The 22,738-nt window shown below is 70.9% G+C and carries 19 protein-coding genes, 2 tRNA genes and 1 pseudogene; 11 read left to right on the top strand and 11 right to left on the bottom strand.

The window, feature by feature from the left end; translation table 11 throughout:
- Nucleotides 1-7 precede the first annotated feature (7 nt).
- The 5 genes from ACFZDC_RS31435 to ACFZDC_RS31415 form a co-directional block, all read right to left on the bottom strand.
- Complete coding sequence (locus tag ACFZDC_RS31435) at nt 8-1,342, bottom strand: NtaA/DmoA family FMN-dependent monooxygenase (RefSeq protein WP_391329178.1); 1,335 nt, start codon at nt 1,340-1,342, stop codon at nt 8-10.
- A complete protein-coding gene (locus ACFZDC_RS31430; protein WP_391329177.1) occupies nt 1,339-2,073 on the bottom strand; it encodes an ATP-binding cassette domain-containing protein in 735 nt (244 codons plus the stop codon). Before ACFZDC_RS31430 ends, ACFZDC_RS31435 begins: the two co-directional genes overlap by 4 nt.
- Nucleotides 2,049-2,897 carry an ABC transporter permease subunit gene (locus ACFZDC_RS31425; RefSeq protein WP_391329176.1) on the bottom strand — a complete coding sequence of 283 codons (849 nt, stop codon included), beginning with the start codon at nt 2,895-2,897 and terminating at the stop codon, nt 2,049-2,051. Before ACFZDC_RS31425 ends, ACFZDC_RS31430 begins: the two co-directional genes overlap by 25 nt.
- Nucleotides 2,894-3,961 (bottom strand): ABC transporter substrate-binding protein, encoded by a 1,068-nt coding sequence (locus tag ACFZDC_RS31420; RefSeq protein ID WP_391329175.1) that lies wholly within the window; start codon nt 3,959-3,961, stop codon nt 2,894-2,896. Before ACFZDC_RS31420 ends, ACFZDC_RS31425 begins: the two co-directional genes overlap by 4 nt.
- Before the next feature lie 241 nt (nt 3,962-4,202).
- Nucleotides 4,203-5,402, bottom strand: a complete 1,200-nt coding sequence (locus ACFZDC_RS31415) for an ROK family protein (protein ID WP_391329174.1) — start codon at nt 5,400-5,402, stop codon at nt 4,203-4,205.
- A 442-nt stretch (nt 5,403-5,844) separates the two neighbouring features.
- Here ACFZDC_RS31415 and ACFZDC_RS31410 point away from each other — a divergent pair, with 442 nt between their 5' ends.
- Nucleotides 5,845-6,501 (top strand): biotin transporter BioY, encoded by a 657-nt coding sequence (locus ACFZDC_RS31410; RefSeq protein WP_391329173.1) that lies wholly within the window; start codon nt 5,845-5,847, stop codon nt 6,499-6,501.
- Here the strand turns inward: ACFZDC_RS31410 and ACFZDC_RS31405 are convergent.
- Together ACFZDC_RS31405 and ACFZDC_RS31400 are read right to left on the bottom strand one after the other, a co-directional pair.
- Nucleotides 6,488-7,822, bottom strand: coding sequence for an FAD-binding protein (locus tag ACFZDC_RS31405; protein ID WP_391329172.1), 1,335 nt, complete (start codon nt 7,820-7,822; stop codon nt 6,488-6,490). The two genes, ACFZDC_RS31410 and ACFZDC_RS31405, sit on opposite strands and share 14 nt — an antisense overlap.
- A gap of 65 nt (nt 7,823-7,887) precedes the next feature.
- Nucleotides 7,888-8,604, bottom strand: coding sequence for an LPXTG cell wall anchor domain-containing protein (locus tag ACFZDC_RS31400; RefSeq protein ID WP_391329171.1), 717 nt, complete (start codon nt 8,602-8,604; stop codon nt 7,888-7,890).
- 206 nt (nt 8,605-8,810) lie between these two features.
- On the opposite strand from ACFZDC_RS31400, the gene ACFZDC_RS31395 reads away from it, so the two are divergent.
- A complete protein-coding gene (locus ACFZDC_RS31395) occupies nt 8,811-11,027 on the top strand; it encodes a protein kinase (RefSeq protein WP_391329170.1) in 2,217 nt (738 codons plus the stop codon).
- Between the two features lie 18 nt (nt 11,028-11,045).
- On the opposite strand, the gene ACFZDC_RS31390 is transcribed toward ACFZDC_RS31395, so the two are convergent.
- Nucleotides 11,046-12,467, bottom strand: a complete 1,422-nt coding sequence (locus ACFZDC_RS31390; protein ID WP_391329169.1) for an amino acid permease — start codon at nt 12,465-12,467, stop codon at nt 11,046-11,048.
- A 247-nt stretch (nt 12,468-12,714) separates the two neighbouring features.
- Here ACFZDC_RS31390 and ACFZDC_RS31385 point away from each other — a divergent pair, with 247 nt between their 5' ends.
- Together ACFZDC_RS31385 and ACFZDC_RS31380 are read left to right on the top strand one after the other, a co-directional pair.
- Nucleotides 12,715-13,203 carry a ribose-5-phosphate isomerase gene (locus ACFZDC_RS31385; RefSeq protein ID WP_391329168.1) on the top strand — a complete coding sequence of 163 codons (489 nt, stop codon included), beginning with the start codon at nt 12,715-12,717 and terminating at the stop codon, nt 13,201-13,203.
- Nucleotides 13,204-13,235: 32 nt separating this feature from the next.
- Nucleotides 13,236-14,045: a DNA-formamidopyrimidine glycosylase family protein gene (locus tag ACFZDC_RS31380; RefSeq protein ID WP_391329167.1), complete on the top strand. Its 810-nt coding sequence runs from the start codon at nt 13,236-13,238 to the stop codon at nt 14,043-14,045.
- Nucleotides 14,046-14,052: 7 nt separating this feature from the next.
- Here ACFZDC_RS31380 and ACFZDC_RS31375 read toward each other — a convergent pair whose 3' ends face one another.
- Nucleotides 14,053-15,294 carry a GNAT family N-acetyltransferase gene (locus tag ACFZDC_RS31375; protein ID WP_391329166.1) on the bottom strand — a complete coding sequence of 414 codons (1,242 nt, stop codon included), beginning with the start codon at nt 15,292-15,294 and terminating at the stop codon, nt 14,053-14,055.
- 175 nt (nt 15,295-15,469) lie between these two features.
- Here ACFZDC_RS31375 and ACFZDC_RS31370 point away from each other — a divergent pair, with 175 nt between their 5' ends.
- Nucleotides 15,470-16,642 carry a SpoIIE family protein phosphatase gene (locus ACFZDC_RS31370; protein ID WP_391329165.1) on the top strand — a complete coding sequence of 391 codons (1,173 nt, stop codon included), beginning with the start codon at nt 15,470-15,472 and terminating at the stop codon, nt 16,640-16,642.
- A 195-nt stretch (nt 16,643-16,837) separates the two neighbouring features.
- Nucleotides 16,838-17,293, top strand: a complete 456-nt coding sequence (locus ACFZDC_RS31365) for an HD domain-containing protein (protein ID WP_391329164.1) — start codon at nt 16,838-16,840, stop codon at nt 17,291-17,293.
- A gap of 62 nt (nt 17,294-17,355) precedes the next feature.
- Here ACFZDC_RS31365 and ACFZDC_RS31360 read toward each other — a convergent pair whose 3' ends face one another.
- Nucleotides 17,356-18,462: an acyltransferase family protein gene (locus ACFZDC_RS31360; protein ID WP_391329163.1), complete on the bottom strand. Its 1,107-nt coding sequence runs from the start codon at nt 18,460-18,462 to the stop codon at nt 17,356-17,358.
- Between the two features lie 530 nt (nt 18,463-18,992).
- Here ACFZDC_RS31360 and ACFZDC_RS31355 point away from each other — a divergent pair.
- From ACFZDC_RS31355 to ACFZDC_RS31345, 3 genes and pseudogenes are all read left to right on the top strand, one after another.
- Nucleotides 18,993-19,187 (top strand): hypothetical protein, encoded by a 195-nt coding sequence (locus tag ACFZDC_RS31355; RefSeq protein ID WP_133921152.1) that lies wholly within the window; start codon nt 18,993-18,995, stop codon nt 19,185-19,187.
- Nucleotides 19,188-19,242: 55 nt separating this feature from the next.
- A pseudogene (locus tag ACFZDC_RS31350) lies at nt 19,243-19,718 on the top strand (serine/threonine protein kinase); the annotation flags it as partial.
- Nucleotides 19,719-20,073: 355 nt separating this feature from the next.
- Nucleotides 20,074-20,544, top strand: coding sequence for an SPW repeat protein (locus ACFZDC_RS31345; RefSeq protein ID WP_391329162.1), 471 nt, complete (start codon nt 20,074-20,076; stop codon nt 20,542-20,544).
- Nucleotides 20,545-20,656: 112 nt separating this feature from the next.
- On the opposite strand, the gene ACFZDC_RS31340 is transcribed toward ACFZDC_RS31345, so the two are convergent.
- Nucleotides 20,657-20,727 (bottom strand) — tRNA-Gly (locus ACFZDC_RS31340).
- Between the two features lie 162 nt (nt 20,728-20,889).
- Here ACFZDC_RS31340 and ACFZDC_RS31335 point away from each other — a divergent pair.
- A tRNA-Pro gene (locus ACFZDC_RS31335) sits at nt 20,890-20,966 on the top strand.
- A 180-nt stretch (nt 20,967-21,146) separates the two neighbouring features.
- Nucleotides 21,147-22,526 (top strand): trigger factor, encoded by a 1,380-nt coding sequence (gene tig / locus ACFZDC_RS31330; protein WP_391329161.1) that lies wholly within the window; start codon nt 21,147-21,149, stop codon nt 22,524-22,526.
- Nucleotides 22,527-22,738: the final 212 nt, after the last annotated feature.

Below are 22,738 nucleotides of genomic sequence, written 5' to 3'. Positions count from 1 at the left end.
AGTCCTTTCACACGAGGGCGGGCGTGAGGTACTGGTTGGCGGGACGGGGAAGGCCGTAGCGCTCCCGCAGGGTCTGGCGGGGCCCGTAGGCGGTGCGGAGCAGCCCGCGGGTGCGCAGGAGCGGTACGACGTGCTCGACGAACGCCTCCAGACCGGAGGGCAGCACAGCCGGCATGATGTTGAAACCGTCGGCGGCGCCCTGGGTGAACCAGGTCTCGAGCTGGTCGGCGACCTGCTCGGGCGTCCCGGCGAAGGTGAGGTGCCCGCGTCCCCCGCCGAGCCGCCCGATCAGCTGCCGTACGGTCAGCCGCTCGCGCCGGGCCAGCTCCACGACGAGCGTGTAGCGGCTCTTGGCGCCCTCGATGGCGGACTCGGGCGGCAGGTCGTCCGGCAGCGGGGCGTCCAGCTCCAGCGTGCCGGGCTCCAGCCGCAGCAGGTTCTCCAGGCGGCCCACGCCGTGCGCGTACACGATGTGGTCCTCGAGGATCTGCTCGTTGGCCCGCGCCTCCGCCTGCGTCGACCCGAGCACCGGGACGATGCCGGGCAGCACCTTGATGTGCTCGGGATCCCGGCCGGCCGCCGCCGTACGGGACTTGAGGTCGGCGTAGAAGGCCTGGGCGTCGGCGAGGGTCTGCTGGGCGGTGAACACCGCCTCCGCGCACCGGGCGGCGAAGGCCTTGCCGTCCTCCGAGGAGCCCGCCTGCACCAGCAGCGGATAACCCTGTGGGGAGCGCGGCACGTTGAGGGCGCCCTCGACACTGAAGTACGTCCCCTGGTGCCGGGGCGGATGGATCTTGGCGTCGTCGCCCCAGACCCCGGCCGCCTTGTCGCCGACGATCGCGTCGTCCTCCCAGCTGTCCCACAGCTTGAGGGCCACGTCGAGGAACTCGGCGGCGCGGGCGTACCGCTCGGCGTGCGCGGGTTCGGCGTCCAGGCCGAAGTTGCGGGCGGCTTCGACGCCTGCGGTGGTGACGATGTTCCAGCCCGCCCGGCCGCCGCTGATGATGTCCAGCGAGGCGAACTTGCGGGCCAGGTTGTAGGGGGAGTTGTAGGAGGTGGAGGCGGTGGCGATCAGGCCGATGTGCTCGGTGGCGGTCGCCAGCGCGGTCAGCAGGGTGAGCGGTTCCAGGGCGCCGGCCGGGCGCTGGGCCAGGTTGCCCCACAGTTGGGGGCCGTCGGCGAGGAAGAGGGAGTCGAAGGTGCCGCGTTCGGCGATCCTGGCCAGGCCGACGTAGTGGGCGAGGTCGACGTGCGCGTACGGGTCGGTCTCCGGCAGCCGCCACGAGGCCTCGTGGTGGCCGGTGTTCATCAAGAACGCGTTCAGGTGGAGCCGTCGGGTCATGCGTGGTCCTCCGTGACGCCGAGGGCGGCCAGCAGCCGCTCGCGGTATTCGCCCAGCACCGGCTCGCGGTAGGAGCGCGGGTGGGGTCGGTCGATGGTCAGGTCGAGGCCGATACGGCCCTGGTCCAGGACGAGGACCCGGTCGGCGAGCACGATCGCCTCGTCCACGTCGTGGGTGACGAGCAGCACGGAGGGCCGGTGGCGCTTCCACAGCTCGCGCAGCAGGTTGTGCATCCTGATCCGGGTGAGTGCGTCCAGCGCCCCGAACGGCTCGTCGGCCAGCAGGAGTTCCGGCTCACGGACCAGCGAGCGGGCGAGCGCGGCGCGCTGCGCCTCGCCGCCGGACAGCTCGCCCGGCCAGGCCCGCTCGCGCCCCTTGAGGCCCACCTCCTCCAGCGCGGCCCGGCCGCGCTCCTCGGCGTCCTTGCCGTCCAGGCCCAGCAGGACGTTGTCCAGCACCCGCCGCCAGGGCAGCAGCCGGGAGTCCTGGAAGACGACCGACACCCGCTCGGGCGCGGTGAGCCGGCCGCTGCCGGCCACCCCGTGGTCGAGTCCGGCGACGGCCCGCAGCAGGGTGGACTTGCCCGAACCGCTGTGCCCGAGCAGGGCGGTGAACTGCCCGGCGGGCAGATCGAGGTCGATGCCGTCGAGGACCGTACGCTCCTCGAACGACCGGGTCAGACCGCGCAGTTGGACGGCGGGCCGGGTCAGCTGCTCAGTGTGCGTCGCCACGACAGCACCCTCCGTTCGATGAGACGGACCACGCTGTCGGAGACCAGGCCGAAGACGCCGTAGATCAGCAGGCCGACCAGGATGACGTCGGTCTGGCCGTAGTTTTGCGCCTGGAACATCATGTAGCCGAGGCCGCTGGTGGCGTTGATCTGCTCCAGGACGACCAGGCCCAGCCAGGAGCCGGTGACGCCGAGCCGGAGTCCCACGAAGAATCCGGGCAGCGCGCCGGGGATCACGACCTGCCGGATGAAGGCGAGCCTCGACAGGCCCTGCACCTCGGCGAGTTCGACGAACCGGCTGTCGATGCCGGACAGCGCGGAGTGCGCGTTCAGGTAGATGGGGATGTAGACGACGATCGCGATGATGGCGATCTTGAAGGTCTCGCCGATGCCCAGCCAGAGGATGAACAGCGGGATCAGACCGAGGGTCGGGATCGCCCGGTTGAGCTGCACGGTCCCGTCGATCAGCGCCTCACCGGTGCGGCTGAGCCCGGAGGCGAGCGCGAGGGCGACCCCGGCGGTCAGGCCGATCGCGAAGCCGTACGCGGCCCGCTTCAGCGAGGTCAGCACGTCGGTCGGCAGGGTGCCGTCGGTCCACAGGTGGATGCCCGTCCTGAGCACCGTCCAAGGCGCCGGGATGGCACCCGTGTCGAGCGCTCCGGCGGCCGAGGCGGCGGCCCACAGGGCGAGCACCACCAGCGGGCCGACGAGCCGGGCGGCGGGCAGTTGGCGGCCGGGGGAGAGCCGGCGGCGCCGGCGGACCTGCGGCAGTTCCTCGGCGGCCGTCACCGCCACGGCGGTCGTGGTCGTGGTCACGGCGCTCACCTCCGGTACTCCGCCGGTACGGCCCTGGCGGCGATGGCCTCGAAGCGGTGGTCGAAGAGTGAGGAGACGTCGAACTTCTTCACGAAGCCGCCCGCGGCGAGCAGGTCGGCCGTCTCTTGCTCCCACCGGATCGCTTCGTCCCAGCTGGGCGGGAACAGCGGCTTGTTGGCGAGCTCGGAGATGCCCTGCGCCTGCTTCAGGGTCAGGTTCTGCGTCTTGACGTAGAACTCCTCGTTCCACACGTCCGGGTGCTCGTACGTCCACACCTGGCCCTTGGCCCACTCGGGGATGTAGGCGGCGACCGCGGCGGCCTTCGCCGGGTCGGCGAGCACGGACTGCGGCGCCCACAGCAGGTTGAGCAGGTCGACCACGTCGGTGGTGATGGTGTGGGCGCCCTTGGACCCGTACTGGCTGAGATAGGCGGGCGCCTGGGTGTTGCCGAGCGGGGCCACGTCCACCTGGCCGGACTGCAGGGCGGTCAGGAACTGGTTGCTGGTCAGCGGGACCAGCTTCACCTCGTCGTACTTCAGGCCCGCCTTCTTCAGCGCCCGCAGCAGTACGACGCCCTGGGCCTGGCCCTGCGAGAACGCGAGCTTTTTGCCCTTGAAGTCCGCGACCGTGCGGATGTCGCTGCCGGGCTTGGTGGCGAAGAGGTAGTTGGGCTTGCGGGTGATGTTGATCGCCACGATCTTCGCGTCGAAGCCCTGGTAGTGCGCCTGGATCGGCGGGATGCCCGCGTTGTTGGCGAGGTCCAGGGACTTGGCGCGGAAGGCGTTGATGACGTCCGGGCCGGCCCCGATGTTCACCCAGCCGGCCACCGTGAACGGCAGCTTGGGCAGCTTCGCCAGCTTGAACTGCAACTGCTGCGTGTTCTGGTAGGAGGCGATCTTCAGACTGGTGCCGGCCGGGACCTTGTCGGCGAGCGGCTTGGTGGCGGCCCCCTTGGTCTCGGCGGACGCGTCGCCCTTGGCGCAGCCGCTGAGACCGGCGACGGCGGCGGACGCACCGAGCAGGGAGGAGAGGAACAGACGGCGGTCGAGGCCGGAGACGGATGGAGCAGACATGGGAGAACTCCCTGGATGCACGGGGCGGAAAGGCAGAAGGAATTCCAGGCGGGCCGAATACCGGAAAGGGGTGAATCCCGGACGGGGAGGGTGCCGGAATAAGTGAACTCACGCAGACGGAAACACGCGCTTCATGCGCGGCAATGTGTCAGCAACAGAGGGTGCGACAGCTCGTGAGCGGGTTCATGAGCAGGATGTTCCCGGCCATGGGCGACCTCTGTCAACATTCCGAGCTTCTGAATTAAATAGCCTCTGGTGAGGCACCCAGCGGATCCCGATACAGCACGTCAAGGACCACTGAGCCGCCCGCCACCGCCAGCACCGACTCCGGAAAACTGGTCGGCAGCACGGCCGCCGCACGACGTATTCCGGCCGCTTCCCGCAGCGCGGTCAGGCAGTCCTCGAAGTGCATGACACCCACCTCGGTCACCACCACGATCTCCGGGTTGAGCACGTCCAGCAGCAGCCCGGCCGCCCGTCCGGTCGTCCGGGCCCGCTCCACCAGCAGCCGCAGGGCCGCCGCGTCACCGGCCGCGGCCGCGGCCACCACGTGCATCGGGTTCACCCCGTCGATCACCCCGGCCGCCCGGGCCCGCCGGCACAGCGTCCGCTCGCTCAGCTCGACCTGCAGGCAGCCCGTACGGCCGCACGCGCACGGCTCGGTGCCGCCCGGCACCGGGAGGTGGGCGATCGCACCGGCCTGCGAACGGGGCCCGTAGTGCACCTCGTCATGGGTGGCGAAGGCCGCGTCGACCACATTGCCGACGAACAGATGCAGCACGCTGCGGCTGCCCCGGGCCCGCCCGAACAGTCGCTCACCGTTGACCAACGCCCGTGCGTGGCCGTCCACATGGACCGGCAGCCCCGTGCGGGCGCCCAGCAGCTCCCGCACCGGCACCTCGCGCCAGCCCAGCAGTTCGTGCTCGACCACGGTGCCCGCCTCCCGGTCCACCCAGCCGCCGACCGCGACCCCGACCCCCAGCGGCCGGCGCCCCGGCGCCTGGGCGAGCAGTGCGTCGAGGCCCTCGGCGGCCCGGGCGAGCACCCGGCCCGGGTCGGTCCGCTCGTGCTTCAGCCGCCGCTCGGCCAGCACCCGGCCGCGCAGGTCCAGCAGCGCGACCGTGGTGTACGGCACGGCCACGTGCACCCCGCCGACCACGAACCGCTCGCTGTCGACGTCCACGGGCACATGCGGCCGGCCGACCCCGTTGGAACGGCGGGGTGCCGCCTCCTCGCGGATCAGCCCGAGCCCGGCCAGCCGGGCACAGTGCTCGGTCACCGACGCGGGCGACAGGCCGGTCAGCCGCGCGATGGTGCTGCGCGCCACCGGCCCGTGCTCCAGCACGGACCGCAGCACGACGCTGGCACTCGTACGCCGCCGATCGCTGTCGGCGGCACGGGGCACGGGGGAGACAAGAGTGGATGCCGCGGTTCGGGGCATGGAGAAGCCGTCCTCGGGAACGGAGCCGACACGTCTCGGAAGGAGAGGCGTGCCGGGGCCCGCCTCTACCCGGGGCGGCGACAGGTGGCCGTGCCCTGGCGCCGCAGGTCGACATAGCGACGCGACGTGAAGTACCGGGCCTGGGCAACCATGCGCTCGAAGCTAGCAAAACGCCCCCGCGCTGCCCAGACGGCGACCGACGGGCGAGACGGCCACCGCGCCTTTGGCGGAACCCGACAGACGGGCCGTCACACCGCTTCGTACCATGGGCCACTCCACCTCAGTGACCGGCATCACGCCGTACCGGGTGTAACCCACATCCTTTGTATGGAGCCCACCAAGGGTCCGTTACCGCCTTTGTCGAGCACTGACGGTGATCGGCGCCCGGACGCCGGTATAGCGTCACGGTGTTCCCTGTGCCCACACCATCCGCGGAGTCCCCATGAGCACCGCCGCCGCCGGCCTTCCCCAAGACCTCGACTCCGCTCGGTCAGGGGGGACCCCTATCGGCGCAGTCCTCGCCGACCTCCTTCCCTCCCCCAAGCTCTCGGCTTCGCTCGAGCAGGGCGGTGCCCCCGCCCGCGTGCGCGACGCCGCCCTCGTGCTCGGCGGCGCCGTCCTCACCGGTCTCGCGGCCCAGCTGTCGGTCCCGGTACCCGGCTCCCCGGTGCCGGTGACCGGCCAGACCTTCGCCGCGCTGCTCGTCGGCACCGCACTCGGCACCCGCCGCGGCTTCCTCTCCCTCGCGCTGTACGCCGTCGCCGGCGTCGTCGGTGTGCCGTGGTTCGCGGGCGGCACCTCCGGTTCGGGCGCCGTCTCGTTCGGCTACATCCTCGGCATGCTGCTCGCCTCCGCCGCCGTCGGCGCCCTGGCCCGCCGCGGTGCCGACCGCTCCCCGCTGCGCATGGCGGGCACGATGATCCTCGGCGAGGCCGTCATCTACGCCGTCGGCGTCCCCTACCTGGCTTTGGCCGCCGACATGTCCGCGTCCCAGGCCATCGCGAACGGCCTCACCCCGTTCCTGATCGGCGACGCCCTGAAGGCGGCCCTGGCGATGGGCGCGCTGCCCACCGCCTGGAAGTTCGTCAGCAAGCGCTGACGCCGTACCCCCTGCGGAAGAGGCCGGCCGGGTCGTACCGCTCCTTGAGCCCGGCGAGCCTCTTGCGCGTCTCCGGGTCGTACAGCCCCGCGCCCCGGTCCCCTGCCCCGAAGACGAAGTTCAGCGACCGGCCGAGCGTCTCCCGCGCCAGCAGCGCGAACGCCGGGTCGAGCACGGTCCGCGCCTGCTCCCGCTCGCCCACGGTCAGCAGCCGTACCAAAAACCGCCCTTCGCGGTACGGCACCGCGTTCGGCGCGGGCCGGCCGAGCGCCCCGCCCAGATGGTTGACCTGGACGACACACATCGCGGCCGCCTGAGGCCCGGTCAGCCTCAGCAGCTCCCCCGCCCGCTCCACGTCCAGCTCCCGCAGCACCGCGCTGTCCCCGTAGTAGGCGTGCGGAAAGTCCGGGTCGCTGTGGATGGTGTGGCTCTCGGCGTACGCCATGGTGCGCAGCGAGTCCGCGAGCACCGGCCCGATCTGCCGCAGCGGCGCGACGAGTTCCTCGCCGCCGGCGCCGGTGTGAGCGACCCTGAGGGAGATGACGTACCGTCCGCGCAGGTGCGGCGGCAGCCCGGGCAGGTCCGGGTACGGCACCGCGGCGAAGGACGAGGTCAGCCCGTCCGGCACGGTGCGCGTCCACGCCTCGTACGCCCGCAGCACCGTGGCCGGGTCCACCACACGCCCGTCGAAGGAGACCGAGCCGCCGTACAGCGTCCGCACCGGTACGAGCCCGATCTCCAGCTCCGTGACGATGCCGAGGTTCTGCCCGGCGCCGAGCAGCGCCCAGTACAGGTCGGGGTCGGACTCCCGGGTGACGTGCCGCGCTTCGCCGTCGGCGGTGACGACGTCCAGCCACCGCACGTGGTCCGCCGCGTACCCGAACTGCCGGGCCAGGATGCTGAGTCCGCCACCCAGGGTGTACGACACGGCGCCCACGCCCGGCGCCGAGCCGTTCAGCGGCGCCAGGCCGTACGGTTCGGCCGCCGCGACCACCTGCCCCCAGCGCACCCCGGCCTGCACCCGGACGGTACGGGCCCCGGGGTCGACGGTGATGCCGTCCAGCCGCCGGGTCGTGACCAGCACCCCGCCCTCGAAGGAGCCGGGCAGTCCGTGCCCGGTCGCCTGGGCGCCGACGGGCAGGTTCTGCGCGGCCGCGTACCGCACGGCCGCCACCACGTCCGCGGCCGAGCGGGCGGCCACGATCACCGCGGGCCGCTGGGTGAAACCGAGCTGGAATCCGGCGAGTTCGTCCTCGTAGCCCGGGTCGCCCGGGCGGAGCAGAAGAAGATCCGCGCTGTTGCCGATGTCCACGAAGGTCATGACGCACAGAGTGGCCGCATAACCTGACAGATCCCGTCAGGTTATGCGGCCGCTCCTGCTGCGGGTCAGGTCTCCTGCCGCCCACGCCGCGACCACCACACTCCAGCCGCGCCGACTGCGATCAGTGCGGCGCCCGCGGCACCCAGGGGCAGTACGTCACGCCCCACACCGGTCTTCGGCAGCTCGTCGCCGCCCGGTGCGGCCGGTTTGTTGTCGGTTCCGAGGAGCAGGGGGGTGGCCGGGGCGTTCGGCGACGGGTTGGTCGTGCCGAAGGGCACCGGGCCCTGCTGCCAGAAGGTCTTCTTCCCGTCCGTGCTCTGCACGGGCAGACAGATCTTCCCGGCCTTGCTCAGGTCGTACGTGGCGCGCACCGCGTACGAGGTGGACTTCCCGGCCGCGAGCGGACCGACCGGGCAACTGAAACCGCTGTTCGAGCCTTCCGGCAGGTCTTTTTCCGCGATCGCCGAGCAGCCCCGGACGTCGGTGATCTTCAGTCCGCCGAAGCCGACCACCAAAAGCCGGATGCCGTCGCTGTCCTTGGTTCCCTCGTTCTTCACCGTGGCGGTAATCGCCGTCTTTTTCGAACTGTTGTCGACCGAGATCCTCTCCGGCAGCAGGGTGCGCAGCCGCACCCCCGCCGGTGCCTCGTCGACCACCTTTCCCCCCTTCTCGCTCCCCGGTCCCTGGTCATCGGCGGCGGCCGTCCACGAAAGCATCATCACGGCCGAGAAAGATGCCGTGACCAGCGATCCCGTGATGCCCGCCCAGCGACGAGAACTCATGTTCGCCCCCCTTGCGACCCCCTGGACTGCGCCTGAATCGCAGTACTTGAAGAGGTACCACAAGATTTCCCCGCACTATGCTGGTACGGCGCGAAGTGTGACCGTTGTGTTTCAGCAGAGGCGGTCGTTGAGGGGGGTGCGGCGCATTGCCGGGAATTATGGGGAAAGCGGGAGGGGCGGGGGCGGGCGGGATTCCGGGACTGCTGGTGAACGCGCGCTATCGGCTGGTCGAAAGCATCGGGCAGGGGGGAATGGGGCGGGTGTGGCGGGCCGTCGACGAAATACTCGACCGGCTGGTCGCGGTGAAGGAAATACGCATCGACGGACAGGACGCGGAGGACATCCGCACCCGCCGGGAACGCACCCTGCGCGAGGGCAGGGCGACGGCGCGGATCGACCACCCCAACGTGGTACGCGTGTACGACGTGGTGGACGAAGGCGAACGCCTCTGGATCGTCATGGAGTTGGTCCCCGGCCGCTCACTGGAGCGGATCATGACGGAGGAGGGCCCGCTGAGCCCGCGCGCGACCGCGCGCATCGGGCTGGGGCTGGCGGCGGCGCTTCGGCAGGTGCACGCGGGGGGTGTGCTGCACCGGGACATCAAACCGGGGAACGTCCTGGTCGAGGACGGGAGTACCGGGTCGGGCCGAGTGGTCCTCACGGACTTCGGCATCGCCGCGATCCAGGACGCCAAGGCTCTCACCATGGTCGGCATGCTCGTCGGCTCCCCCGACTACATGGCACCCGAACGTGTCTCCGGCCGCCGACAGGGGCCGCCGTCCGACCTGTGGTCCCTCGGGGCGACCCTCTGCGCCGCCCTGGCGGGCCACTCCCCGTTCTCCCGCGACACGACCTTGGCGACACTGCACGCAGTCCTTTACGAGGAGCCCGAACTCCCGCCCTCCGCAGGCTCCTTGGGAAACCTCCTCGCCGCCCTGCTGAGGAAGGACCCGGCGACCCGCCCCGCCCTCACGGAGGTGGAGACGGCCCTGCGACTGACGGCATACCCTCCCCCGTCCCCGACCCTTCCGGGCGTGCCGGGACCGCCGAGCCGGCCCGGCTCGGTGGAAGCCGGTCCCGGAACAGCCGAGCGTGCCGCGCCCGAGCGAACGGCTCCTGACCCGCCGGCCCCGGGCCCGACGGAACCGGCGCCGCAGCGCCCAGATCCCGGCGCACCCGGGCCGACGGACCACGAGGCGGTGCGGCCGGGGTCGGCTGCCGGTGAAGCGGTGGATCTCGGGCCGACGGGGGTCGAAGGGGCGGACCGCGGGGCGGTGGGCGCCGGGGCGGTGGGGCCGGAGTCGGCTGGGGCCCAGGTGGTGGATCTTGGGCCGCCTGGGGCCGAGGCGGCGGGTCCTGGGACAGCGGGAGGTGAGGGCGCGGGCAGCGGGGCGGAGGGTGCCGAGGAAGTGGGAGTGGGGCCTGGAACGGCCGAGGGGGCTCGGGACGGGTGGACGGCTCCTGGTCCGCCGGGGCCCGCGAAGGAGAGCCCATGTTCCGGGGCACTTGGGTCGGCGGGCAGCGGGGCGGTGGGAGTGGGGCCTGGAACGGCCGAGGGGGCTCGGGACGGGTGGACGGCTCCTGGTCAGGTCGGCAGTGGATCCGCCCCCGCCGGAGGGGGCTCGGGCCCCGTCGGTGGTGGTCTGGTCGGGCTGCCCGGGGGAAGCGGGGCGAGGCGTGTCGGTGTGGGTTTCGGGGGCGTTCCCACGGAGCCGTCCGGTGGCTCGGTGGGCCGCGCCCGGGCGGAGACCGAGCGCCGCGTGGGCATGCCGTTCGAGCCGCCGGAGGTACCTGCCGGCCCCCGGCCCCGCCGTACCGCGCTGCTCGCCGCGCTCGGGGTCGTGGCCGCCGGCATCGTGGTCGCCGTGCTGCTCGCCACCTCCGGCGGAGGCGGCCGACGGGAGGGTGCGCACGGCGGAACCGCCACCGCCTCCTCGTCCACCGCCTCCTCGCCGACGGCCGCCTCCCCGACCGTCGAGGGCACCTCAAGACCTCCCGGCCCGCCCCCCGGCGCACGCACGGAGGCGGGCGGATTCGCGTGGGTACCGCCGCGAGGGTGGCGGAGGGACGTGCAGACGGGCGCCGAGGTGCACTACACCTCGCCCGACGGGCGACAGGAACTCGTCGCCAAGTCGTCGCTGGCCCGTGGCGACCTCCTCGACACCTGGCGACGGTCGGAGAAGGACGCCCGGCAGGGGCGGGACTACGTCAAGATCCGGCTGGCGGAGACCAGCTTCCAGGGGCGCCCGGCGGTCGTCTGGGAGTACACCTTCACCCTGAAGGGCACCCCCTGGCACGCCCGCCTGCTCGGCTTCGACGAGGACGGGAAGTCGTACCAGATCAACACCTGGTACCAGCCGGGGATCGAAACGCAGGCCGTGAAGACGTACAGCACGGTGAAGGAGACCTTCACCGTGCTGTGAGCCGGAAGCAGCCGTACGTCAGCCCGTGGTGACCTTCTCGGTCGCCTCGGCCGCGGGCACCTCGGTCCTGCGGCCCGCCGTCACCTTCTCCTTCACGAAGGCGACCGCCAGCACGAGCGCCGCGACCAGCAGCGACAGCAGCACCGTCTCCTGCCCGTCGTGCTTCGTGTCGAAGAGCATGTAGACGAGCACGCCCACGATCAGGCCGGCCGTCGCCCAGGTCAGGTACGGGTACAGCCACATCTTCACGACGAGCTTCTCCGGCGCCTCACGCTGGATGATCTTCCGCATCCGCAGCTGCGAGAAGCAGATCACCAGCCACACGAACAGCGCGACCGCGCCGGAGGAGTTGACCAGGAAGAGGAAGATCGTGTCCGGGAACTTGTAGTTGAAGAAGACCGCGACGAAGCCGAAGAGGACGGAGGCGATGATCGCCGCCATCGGCACGCCCCGGGACGTCGTACGGGCGAACACCTTCGGCGCGTCACCGCGCTCACCGAGCGAGAACGCCATCCGGGACGCCGTGTACAGGCCGGAGTTGAGGCAGGACAGCACCGAGGTCAGCACGATGACGTTCATGATCTGACCGGCGTGCGCGATGCCCAGGGAGTTCAGGGCGGCGACGTACGAGCCGTCCTTGGCGATCGAGGCGTCGTTCCACGGCAGCAGCGAGACGACGATCAGGATCGAGCCCAGGTAGAAGACGCCGATACGCCAGATGATGCTGTTGGTCGACTTGGTGACCGCGCGCTGCGGGTCCTCCGACTCGCCGGCCGCCAGCGTGGCGATCTCGCTGCCCATGAAGGAGAAGACGACCAGCAGCACACCGGTGAGGATGGCGCCGGGGCCGTGCGGCAGGAAGCCGCCGTGCGAGGTGAGGTTGGAGAAGCCGGCCTTGTCGCTGTGCACGCCCGGCAGCACGCCGAAGATGGCCAGCGCGCCGACGACGATGAACGCGCCGATCGCCACGACCTTGATGCCGGCGAACCAGAACTCGAACTCGCCGTAGGAGCCGACCGAGACCAGGTTGGTCGCGGTCAGGACGGTCATCACGATGAGCGCCCAGCCCCACTGCGGCACGGCCGGCATCCAGCCTTCGAGGATCTTCGCACCGGCCGTGGCCTCCACGGCCAGCACGACGACCCAGAAGAACCAGTAGAGCCAGCCGATGGAGAAACCGGCCCAGCGGCCGAGCGCACGGTCGGCGTGCGCGGAGAACGATCCGGAGGTCGGGTTGGCGGCGGACATCTCGCCGAGCATCCGCATCACGAGGACGACGAGGGTGCCGACGAGGGCGTAGGACAGCAGGATGCCGGGGCCGGCCGTGGCAATGCCGGAGCTGGAGCCGACGAAGAGTCCGGCACCGATCACACCGCCGATGGCAATCATCGTGAGGTGTCGGTTCTTGAGGCCTGCTTGAAGTCCGGAACCAGGGGTCATGGGACGGATTTCCTTTGCGCCGGTGGAGCGATTCCCGTACGAGCGGGGGTGCCGTTGTGCGGCGGGGTACGGGGGCTCGCACGAGCGGTGTACGAGCCGGTCCAGTGAATCGGAGGCGAATGAAATGGGGAACCTTTGAATCCGTATTGTTACTTGAGGTTCCCTTGAGGTTCTATGGCCTGGCTCACATGTGTTCGCGCCGACACCCGAAGCTGCTGCCCGGAAACGGCCGTGTCACACTCGTCCCATGCGCGTGTATCTCGGCTCCGACCATGCGGGCTACGAACTCAAGAACCACCTCGTCGAATGGCTCAAGGAGGCGGGGCACGAGCCCGTCGACTGCGGGCCCCACATCTACGACGCCCAGGACGACTACCCGCCCTTCTGTCTGCGTGCCGCGCAGAAGGCGGCCGCCGACCCGGACGCTCTCGGCATCGTGATCGGCGGCTCCGGCAACGGGGAGCAGATCGCCGCGAACAAGGTGAAGGGGGTGCGCGCGGCTCTCGCCTGGAGCGAGGAGACGGCCGCGCTGGGGCGGCAGCACAACGACGCCAACGTCGTGGCCGTGGGTGCGCGGATGCACAGCACGGAGGAGGCGACCAAGTTCGTCGAGATCTTCCTCAACACGCCGTTCTCCGGTGACGAGCGTCACATCCGCCGCATCGACATGCTGTCGGCCTACGAGACGACGGGAGACCTCCCGCCGATCCCGGCCCACCACCCGCAGCAGGACTGAGGCTCCCCCGGGGGCTGGAAGGAACAGGAGCCGTGCCAGAGGGGCACACGATTCACCGGCTGGCGCACGACTACGCCGCCCGCTTCTCCGGCACGGCGCCCCGGGTGACCAGCCCCCAGGGCAAGTTCTCCGACGCCGCGGATCTGCTGGACGGTGCCGAGCTCACCGGTACCGAGGCCCACGGCAAGCACCTCTTCCTCCGGTTCCGGGACACCGACTGGGTCCACATCCACCTCGGCCTCTTCGGCAAGGTCGGCTTCGGCCCGGCCCCGGCGCCCCCGGCCACCGACACCGTCCGGCTCCGGCTCGCGAACGACACCTCGTACGTGGATCTGCGCGGCCCCACCACCTGCGCACTGATCACGGACACCGAGAAGCAGGCCATACACGACCGCCTCGGGTCGGACCCGCTCCGTGCGGACGCCGACCCGAGCGCGGCGTACCGGAAGATCTCCCGCAGCCGTACGACGGTCGCCGCCCTGCTGATGGACCAGAAGGTCATCGCCGGCGTCGGCAACGTCTACCGCGCCGAGGTGCTGTTCCGGCACGGCATCGACCCGTACCGGGCCGGCAGGGACATCACCCCGGCCGAGTGGGACGCCGTCTGGGCCGATCTCGTGGAGCTGATGCGCGAGGGCGTCCGCCACAACCGCATCGACACCGTCCGCCCGGAACACACGCCCGAGGCCATGGGCCGGCCGCCGCGCGTGGACGACCACGGCGGCGAGGTGTACGTCTACCGCCGGGCCACCCTGCCCTGCCACATCTGCGGCACCGGGATCCGCACCGCCGGCCTCGCCGCCCGCAACCTCTTCTGGTGCCCGACCTGCCAGAAACCCTGACCGGGCGCTAGAAACCGTGCGGCAGCCAGGGCGCCACCGGCGAGCCGAACGCCACCGACGCCTCCGTCAGCGCCCCCTGCCGCAGCTCCCGTACCCGCCCGGCGCCCGCCAGCGACAGCAGGGTCACGCCACCGAGGTAGGCCGCCGCCAACTCCCTTACGGACAGGGCGAGATCGGCCGCATCGGAGGTCCGCTCGCAGGACGCGCCCTTCGTGTCCCCGGTCAGCCGCCAACGCCCCGTGTTCCAGGGGCAGAAGGCGTCCTCGACGTCGAGGACGACGTCCACCGGCGCCTGGTACGTCCGGGACGCGAGCGCCGTTCCGACGTCGACGAGACGGACGTAGCACGAGTCCCGCAGCCTCGTCCTGCAGCGCCGGATGTCGGAGACCAAGTACTGCCAGGCGTCGTCGAGCGGCCGCCCCCGCACGGTCAGCGTCGTCATCAGGTCGATGTCGAACAGGAAGCGCCACAGCGCCGCGTCGGTCGCCGGGTCCAGAGCGGCCAGGTCCTCCAGCGTCACGGTGCCGTCGTGCCCGCTCGGACCCCAGCCGAGCTTGGTGCGGAAGCGGGCGTAGCCGGTGACCTCGCCGTCCCGCTCGGCCACCACGCACTGCAGCGCCGACGCGCCCCCTCGCTCACTCTCCGGGTCGAGCAGCCCCGCCCGCTCCCAGCCGGGCTGCCGGGCCAGCATCCCGGGCCGGCGCGGCACCAGCGCCGCGTACACCGCCTCGCACTCGGCGAGGACGTCGGCGGGCTTCGCGTACCTCAGGCGTACGTCCTCGGTGCCGGCCGGCAACGCCAGTGGCACCCGGCTCGTGTCGATCTCGGCGTGCAGCTGGAAGGTGGCGGCGCCGTAACCGAAGCGGCCGTAGATCGCCGGCTCGGAGGCGGTCAGCACCGCCAACGGCTCACCCAGGGCGCGCACATCGTCCAGCTGGCGCCGCATCATCGAGGTGAGCACCCCGCGCCGCCGGTGCGTGGCGGCCACGCTCACCATGGTGACCCCCGCGGCCGGCACCAGGGCGCCGCCGGGCACGGTCATACGGAAGCTGAACGCCCCACCCGTCCCGACTATCGCCTCCCCGTCCCACACGGCCAGCGAACGATCGAATTCGGTGAGGGATTTGTCCAGTTCGCGCTCTTCGAGTGAGGCCGAACCGCCGCCGAAGGCGCGGAGCAGCCCGTCCCACCAGGGATCGAACTCCTCCGGGCGCAGCACCTTCAACTCGGTCGCACGCTCAGTCGCCATGCACCATGCCTATCAGGGCATTGCGGGGCGAGCCAGCGAATTTGTCCCGGTCGGCGGCGAGATGGCGCCCGGTGAAGTTCACTGAGTGGTTGAACCGCGAAGTTGAGCCTCGGACGGGGGACAAGTGGAACCTCCCGTGCCAAGCGGCTGGTCCGATGGATAGGGTCCCGAACTAATGGCAGCAGGACGAGGGCGGCGCGCGAAGGCCGAGACGTTCACGGCCCGGTGGAAGATGCAGTGGCACCGGGCCCGCGTCGGCCTGCGCAGAAGCGCGGTGGACTACTTCCGCGGTGACGGCTCGGACTGGATCGCACTGGTCGGTCTGCTGCTCACCATCCCCGTCCTCGCGGCCATGACCCTCGGCAACTCGGTCTGGTGCTCCCCGGCCACCCTGGTGCTGCCCATCGTCGCGGGCGGCCTGCTGCTGCGCCCGGCGAGCCTGCTGGGCCTGTACGCGGCGGCGGCCACCGCGCTGATCGTGGAGTCGGTGCGGCTCGGCCCGTACACCGAGGGGCCGTCGCGGGTCACCCCGGGCGTGGTCCTGGTGGTCGCCGCATGCGGCTTCTTCGGGCTGCTGACCGCGCAGTTCCGCAGCCGGGTCGGCGTGCCCTGGCGGCGCGGCGGCACCATGCTCTTCGACCTGCGCGAGCGGATCCGGGTGCAGAGCAAGCTGCCGAAGCTGCCGCAGGGCTGGCACCACGAGATGGCACTGCGCCCGGCGGGCGGCCAGTCCTTCTCCGGCGACTTCGTCGTCGCGGCCCGTACGAACGGCGGCCGCACCCTGGAGGTCGTGCTCACGGACGTGTCCGGCAAGGGCATGGACGCGGGGTCGCGTGCCCTGCTGCTCTCGGGGGCGTTCGGCGGCCTGCTGGGCTCGCTTCCCCCGCACGCCTTCCTCCCGGCGGCCAACGGCTATCTCCTCCGCCAGGACTGGGAGGAGGGCTTCGCCACCTCCATCCATCTGGTCCTCGACCTGGACTCCGGCGACTACGAGCTGTACTCGGCGGGCCATCCGCCGGGGCTGCAGCTGAGCGCGGGCAGCGGCCGCTGGGAGGAGAAGGCGGCCGAGGGCCCGCTGCTGGGTGTGTACGACGGCGCCCAATTCGACTCCGTGAAGGGCTCGCTCCGGCCCGGGGACGTGTTGATGCTGTTCACGGACGGTCTGGTGGAGACCTCCGACCGGGACATCGTGGAGGGCATCGACCGGCTCACCGGCGAGGCCGACCGCTATGTCGCCGGCGGCTTCCACGGCGCCGCCTGGCACCTCATCGAGGCGGTCGCGAAGGACGTCAACGACGACCGCGCCCTCCTCCTGATCTGCCGCCAGACCTCAGCGGCGGCCCGCTGAGCCACCCGGGCCCCACGCCCGGGTGCGTGACAGGCGCGGTCAGGGGACGAGGCCCCGGCGGCGGCACGACGGATGGGGCGCGTCATGATCCGCGGGGGCGTGCCTTGATCCGCGGGGGCGTGCCGGGGTGGGTTCTTCCTCCGCCGCGCTCACCGGCCCGGCCCGGGCGGCGCTGCGCCGGGAGACACTGGAGGGGTGACCGAGACGCAACTCAGCCTGGCCGAAGTCGAGGGCCTCGCACGCGCCGCCCACGAAGGGCAGACCGACAAGGCGGGACGGCCGTACGCGGAACACCTCGCGGCCGTCGCCGAGGGCGTACGAGCCCGCGGCGGAGACGCCGACCAGATCGCAGCGGCCTGGCTGCACGACGCGGTCGAGGACGACGCGCTGTCGCCGCAATGGCTGGAGGGAGCCGGTCTCACCCCGCGCACCAAGGCCATCGTGCGCGCCGTCACCAAGCGGACGGGGGAGGGGCCGGAGGCCTACGCCCGCCGGATCCTCGCCACCCCGGGCGCGCTGCTGGTGAAGGAGGCCGACCTGGCACACAACGCCGACCCCGGTCGGCTCGCGGTCCTGGACGAGCCGACCCGGAGACGACTGACCGAGAAATACGCACGGATGCGCGCACTTCTCGGTCTCGAGCAAGGGTGAGCAGGCCCTGTCGTCGAACTCCGGCCGCCGGCCCGGAGGCGAGGGGGGTGCGACGACAGGACCTAGGCGCCGACCTTCTCGCGCTCGAGCTCCTTGGGCCGGCGCTCGCGGGCCAGTTCGGCCGCGTCCTTCTTGAACGCCCACTCCATTTTCGGCTCCATCGCGAAGTGGAACACCCGCTGCACCGGCCGGGTGCACAGCAGCGTGACGACGGCGGCCGCGACGGCGGTCACCGCGATCTCGCCGAGCGGGCGGTGCAGCCAGGCGTGGTCGAACCAGCCCCGGTAGTCGGCGAACTTCACCAGGAAGCCGTGCAGCAGGTAGCCGTACAGGGTGCCCGCGCCGAGGGCCGTGAACCACATGTTCCGGCGCGGCACCCAGGCGAAGAAGCAGGCCGTCAGCAGCAGCGAGCAGCCCAGCATGGCGAGCACCATCACCGGGCCGCACCACCACGGGGCACCCAGCTCCTGCGCGGAGTCACGGTGGTAGAACCACGCGGTGTTCATACGCGGCACCGCCCACCAGCCGACCGCGAGGGCGGCCGCGAACACCGGCACCGAGGCGATCCGCACCGAGCGGCGGCGCACCAGGTGGAAGTGCTCGGGCTTCATGCACAGACCGAGCACGAAGTACGGCAGGAACTGCAGGACGCGCTGCAGGTCGAGGTCGTCGCCAATGCTCGGGGTGACGCTGGCCAGCATGGCGATGCCGATGGCCAGCGGCAGTGGCCAGCGCACCAGTTTCCACATCGGTGTGGTGAGCCGCCAGATGAACAGGGCCACCAGGAACCAGGTCAGGTACCAGGGATCGAGGAGGCTGATGTCCTGGTCGGGGGCGTGGTCGACGACGCGCTTGAAGAGGGGGTAGGCCGTCTCGAAGAGGATGTACGGCACGGCGACACCGGTGATCAGCCGCTTCAGCCGGTCCGGGCGCATGTCGAAACCGCGGGAGAAGAAGCCGGAGATGATGATGAAGGCCGGCATGTGGAAGGTGTACACCACCGTGTACAGGGCCTCCAGGATCCGGCTGTCGCCCTTCAGCGGCTCCCAGGCGTGCCCCATCGCGACGAGCACGATCGCGAGGAACTTGGCGTTGTCGAAGAACGCGTCGCGCTGTTTGCCGGGTCTGTCCGCCCTGTCCGTTGGCGCCTGTCGCGTCGGCGCACTCATCGGGGTACGCGGACTGGGCACTCCGTCGGCCGACGACTGTGCCGGGGGGAGTGGCCTGCGGTTCTGGCCGGGGGACGAGGCGGCGTCAAACATCTCAGGCACCCTAGCGTCGACTGTGGGATTTCGTAAAACCCCCGCGGTCATTCCTGGTTATCCCGCTCGGGTACCCCCTGATTCGCATAACTTACCTTCCCTGTCCACGTGATGGTGGGCACGTCGAAGCCCACCGTTCACCCCTGATGTCCCGATTCATCCTGACTAATTGGGGCATAAGTCGCCTCGATGTCGGCAATTCGAATTACTGCGCACAGGATGTGTGGACACTGAAACGAACATGCGTAATTTCTCGGGGAGTCGGGTGCGGGCGCCCTGTCGAATTACCGTGCGGGGCGCCGCACTCGCCGGGTCCTCGTCCAACGTTGCGTCACGAGCCGCATACCGGGGCCGGGTTGGTGGCACGATGGTTCTGGCGGGGGTGCGGGCCGTACCCCAGGGCCGGGAGAGCGGACCGACCGAGGGTGTGATCAGTTGTGGCCATTTCACTGTCCGTGGTGCTGCTGTTGGCGATCATCCTTGTAGTGCTGATCCGAGGGGGGAACATCAAGGCGGGCCCAGCCATCGTCGCCGTCCTCTTCGGCTTCTTCCTCGCCTCGACCGGTATGGCGCCGTCCATCAACCGGTTCCTGAACTCGATAGCCGAGACCATCAACTCGATCAGCTTCTGACTCCGGCGGGGCGGGCCGGCGCCGCTGGACGACTGAACCAACGGGACGCCCGGGGATGGCGCTGCGCGACTCGGATCCGCGGGAAGTGGGCGGCTGCCGGACCGAGCACCGTCCCGGCGGCGGCATGGGCGTGGTGTACCCGGCCCGCTCGGCCCGCGGCCGCCGACTGGCCGTGAAGGTCGTCCGCGGCCGGTAGGCCGACGACGAGTTCCGCATCCTCCCCCCTCTCGGCTCCGCTCGAGCGGGGGACCCCCATCGCCGCGAGGTGGCCTCCGCCCGGCAGGTCGGCGGCGCCTTCCCGGCACCCGTGATGGACGCGGACGCCGATGCGCCGCGCCCCCGGACGGCCACGCCCCACATCCCGGCGGGACCTCGGCGCCCACGTCCGCCGCCCCGGCCCGCTGCCCCGGTCGCCGGTGCGAACTCGCCGCCGGCCTCGCCGAGGTCGTGCGCGACATCCACCGCGCCGACGTGGTGCACCGGGAGCTGAAACCGGCCAACGTGATGCTCGCCGAGGACGGCCCCCGCGTCACCCGCACGGACCCCGCCTTCGTGTATGCGGGGTCGGCACCCATCGTGCGCGGCGGCGCGCTGTGTGTCCCTACGGCATCCGAGTGGTCTAGTCCGTGGACGTACGCCGCCTGTGCGGGCCGGCGCCGACCGCCCCTGTTCCCGCCAGTGGGTGTCAGCCGCTGCTGCCGGTCGCCGCATGTGGCCTCGACGAGTGATTTTCACCAGCGCCCGCACCGCAATGGGGCGCTGCCCGGCCCGACCGACCGCCTCTTCCAGCGGTTCCTGGGGCTCAGCAATTCGGGACGGTTGTCCCGCCCCTGCGGGGTACTCATCCTCACGTAGGGCACATAACGGGCAATTCGGAGGAAATGCAATGACGACTCACTCCCGGCCGGACATGGAAAGCCATCCCGACATCATCGCGATGCGCAATCGGCACGAGATGGCCGAAGGCGTCGCGACCACCCCGAGGGCGCAGGCCGTCGAGGCCATGGCCCTGATCACGGGGCTCTACCTCGCGGCCTCACCGTGGATCGCGGGATTCAACAACCTCTCCACCCTGGCGGTCAACAATCTGATCGTCGGCATCGCCTACGCCGTCCTCATGAGCGGTGGCTTCGGACGGGCATACGAGCGTTCGCACAGCATGGCCTGGGGCGCTTGCGTGCTGAGCGCGTGGACGATCGTCGCGCCGTGGGTTGTGGCAGGTGACGTCAGCACCACCAGGACCATAGTCAACAACATCATTGTCGGCGTAATCGGCCTGCTGCTGGCCCTCATGGCCGCCGCAGCTGCCCGCCCGGTGGATCAGTTCTCCGGCGACCGCTCTTCCGCGCGCCGCTGATCACCCGGCATGGGGGCCTGCGCGGCCCCGGCACGTGCTGAAGGCCCAGAGCCGGCACATGCCGAAGGCCCAGAGAGAGAAGCATCCTCTCGCCTGGGCCTTCGGCCTGCAGAGCGGGCGACGGGAATCGAACCCGCGTAGCTAGTTTGGAAGACTAGGGCTCTACCATTGAGCTACGCCCGCAAGCGCGCGCCGCAGGTCGGTGACCGCGGCACTGCAGTGCATCGTAGCGGGTCGCCCGCCGCGGAGGCCAACCTGTTGGACTGCGGCGATGCCACGCATGCGGCAGCGGATAAAGCGGCCGACGGATCCGGCCGGGGCATGTACCCTACGTGTCGCACCAGACGGGGTGTGGCGCAGCTTGGTAGCGCGTCCGCTTTGGGAGCGGAAGGCCGTGGGTTCAAATCCCGCCACCCCGACCACCGGCTCACGGCGTCGTGATGATCGCCTTTTGGGGCGCTGACCGGGCTGCGGTTACTATGCAAGCTGCGCGCCCGTGTGTCCCGGCCCACTCGGCCTACGAACTCCTCCGGGCGGCGAAATCCGCCGGACCAGTCTGGCTCCGGCAGAAACCAAGAAGTCAGCCACAAGGAGACCGAACCGTGAAGAGCGCCGTGGAGACCCTGAACCCGACCCGGGTTCGGCTCACTGTCGAGGTGCCCTTCGAGGAGCTCAAGGACAGCCTCGACGCGGCGTACAAGAAGATCAACCAGCAGGTCACGGTGAAGGGCTTCCGCAAGGGCAAGATCCCGGCCCGCGTCATCGACCAGCGGTTCGGCCGCGGTGCGGTGCTGGAGGAGGCCGTCAACGACGCGCTTCCGAAGTTCTACACCGAGGCGGTCAACGATGCCGAGCTGAGCCCGCTGGGCCAGCCCGAGGTCGACATCACGGAGCTGAAGGACGGCGAGACGCTGAACTTCACCGCCGAGGTCGACGTCCGCCCGGCCCTGGAGATCCCGGACTACTCCGGCATCGAGGTCGAGGTCGACGCCGTCGAGGTCACCGACGAGGACGTCGAGAAGTCGGTCGAGCAGCTCCGCGAGCGCTTCGCCTCCACCTCCCCGGTCGAGCGGGCCGCCGAGGACGGCGACGTCGTCACCATCGACCTGGAGGCCAAGGTCGACGGCGAGGTCCTCGAGGACGGCATCGCCAACGGCGTTTCCTACACCATCGGCTCCGGTGAGCTGCTGGACGGCATCGACGACGCCGTGAAGGGCCTGGAGGCCGGTGGCGAGGCCACCTTCACCTCCGAGCTCAAGGGTGGCTCCGCCGCGGGCAAGGAGGCCGAGGTCACCGTCAAGGTCACCCAGGTCGCCGCTCGCGAGCTGCCCGAGCTGGACGACGACTTCGCGCAGCTCGCCTCCGAGTTCGACACCCTGGACGAGCTGAAGGCCGACAGCCGCAAGCGCCTGGCCAACATGAAGCAGTACGACCAGGCCACCCAGGCCCAGGAGCGCGTCCTGGAGAAGCTCCTCGAGCTGGTCGAGGTCCCGGTCCCCGAGAAGCTGCTCGAGGACGAGATCAACACCCGCAAGCACAACCTGGAGCACCACCAGCTCGGCCAGATGGGCCTCACCCTCGACAAGTACCTGGAGATCCAGGGCAAGACCGCCGAGGAGTTCGAGACCGAGACCCGCGAGGCCGCGGTCAAGGGCATCAAGACCCAGTTCGTCCTCGACGAGCTGGTCAAGAAGGAGAACCTCAACGTCAACCAGGAGGAGCTCACCGAGCACCTCATGCGGCGTGCGGCGTCCTCCGGCATGTCCCCCGACCAGTTCGCCCAGGCCGTCGTCGAGGGCGGCCAGGTGCCGCTCCTGGTCGGCGAGGTCGCCCGTGGCAAGGCCCTGGCCGTCGTGGTCGAGGCCGCCACGGTGAAGGACACCAACGGCGAGGTCATCGACCTGGACGACGAGGAGGAGGAGACGGAGGCCGCTGCCGAGGCTCCGGCCTCCGAGGCCTCCGAGGAGACGACCGAGGGCTGAGCGGCCTGCCGGCGCCTCTGACGACGTAGACGGGCCCCTGGGGACTCTCCCAGGGGCCCGTTCGTCGTACCACGGGGGTACCGCCGGGGGAGCGTCAGGGGCGCGGGGAACCCCGCGTCCGGCCCCCGTACGCCCGCGGTCCGACGATTTCCGCAGTACCTCTCGCGGTCCGCTCCAGGCGCCCCGGCAGAGCCCCGCGCGCTACGTTCCCG

Origin of the sequence: Streptomyces sp. NPDC007905, assembly GCF_042959345.1 — a bacterium.
GTDB lineage: Bacteria > Actinomycetota > Actinomycetes > Streptomycetales > Streptomycetaceae > Streptomyces.
The sequence above is the reverse complement of the archived record's forward strand: the minus strand, read 5'-3'. Positions and strand labels throughout refer to the sequence as shown.